Annotated in this window: 2 protein-coding genes and 1 pseudogene; all 3 read right to left on the reverse strand. The window is 70.4% G+C overall.

Features of this window, described 5'->3' with window-relative positions:
- Positions 1-480, reverse strand: a 480-nt coding sequence (gmhB, locus tag AC1DU6_RS32355; protein ID WP_477862325.1) for a D-glycero-beta-D-manno-heptose 1,7-bisphosphate 7-phosphatase, incomplete at its 3' end; no start/stop codon positions are given.
- Positions 477-968 carry an adenylyltransferase/cytidyltransferase family protein gene (locus tag AC1DU6_RS32360; protein WP_457323642.1) on the reverse strand — a complete coding sequence of 164 codons (492 nt, stop codon included), beginning with the start codon at positions 966-968 and terminating at the stop codon, positions 477-479. The genes AC1DU6_RS32360 and gmhB, both read right to left, overlap by 4 nt.
- 2 nt (positions 969-970) lie before the next feature.
- Positions 971-1074: pseudogene (locus AC1DU6_RS32365) on the reverse strand (D-glycero-beta-D-manno-heptose-7-phosphate kinase); the annotation flags it as partial.

The raw sequence follows: 1074 nt of genomic DNA on the forward strand, positions 1-1074 counted from the left end.
CTGCCCGTTCTTCGCGAGAAGAACGCAGCGCCCGACGCCTGCMGCCAGGCCAGCTTCGACGTCCGATGGCTTGTCGCCGAACATCAGCGAGCCGGCGAGGTCGACGTCCAGCGCTTCGGCGCTGCGCAGGATCATGCCGGGCGCGGGCTTGCGGCAGTCGCAGTCGAGCGCGTAGCGGGGCAGCTGCGCGTCGGGCAGGTGGGGGCAGTACTCGATGGCGGCCAGCGTGATGCCCTGTTGCGCCAGGTGCTCCCGCAGCGCGTCGTGCAGGTGCTRCACCGCCGCTTCGTCGTAGTAGCCGCGCGCCACGCCCGACTGGTTGGTCACGATGACGAGGGCGTAACCGGCAGCCTGCAGGCGGCGGAGGCCATCCACCGCGCCAGGTACGAAGGTGAAGTCTTCCCAGCGGTAGACGTAGCCGTGGTCGATGTTGATGACGCCGTCGCGGTCGAGGAAGGCGGCGGGGCGGCGCGCGCTCATCGGCCCTGCGCGCGGATGCGGTTGACCAGGGCGGTCGTCGAGTAGCCGTCGACGAAGGGAATGGCGCGCGCATCGCCCCCCCACGAACGCACGAGGCGCGTCTCTTCCAGCGCTTCCATGTCGTAGTCGCCGCCCTTCACGTAGAGCTGCGGGCGCACGCGCGCCAGCAGTGCGCAAGGCGTGGGCTCGTCGAAGAACAGCACCGCATCGACCGACGCCAGGCCGGCCAGCACCAGGGCGCGGTCGACGTCGCGGTTCAGCGGCCGGTCCGGCCCCTTGCCGAGGCCACGCGCTGAGACGTCGGAGTTGACGGCCACGACGAGGCTCGCCCCTTGCTCGCGCGCCGCATGCAGGTAGGCCACGTGACCGCGGTGCAGCACATCGAACACGCCGTTGGTGAACACCATGGGGCGGCCCAGCGTGGCCAACCGCTCTGCCAGCGCGGCGTCGCCCAGCGCGGCGGCGTCGATGAGCTTGTCTTCCAGCATGCTCATGCCGCCAGCTCGTCGTAGCTCACTGTTGCCGTGCCGAACTTGCCGACGACGATGCCGCCAGCTTTGTTGGCCAGGCGCATGGCTTCGGGCAGCGGCACGC

Source organism: Roseateles sp. P5_B10 (assembly GCF_056400485.1).

Bases quoted from the DNA above. Each gene is read 5' to 3' on its own strand.
- AC1DU6_RS32360 (WP_457323642.1), bottom strand. From the start codon at position 968: ATGCTGGAAGACAAGCTCATCGACGCCGCCGCGCTGGGCGACGCCGCG.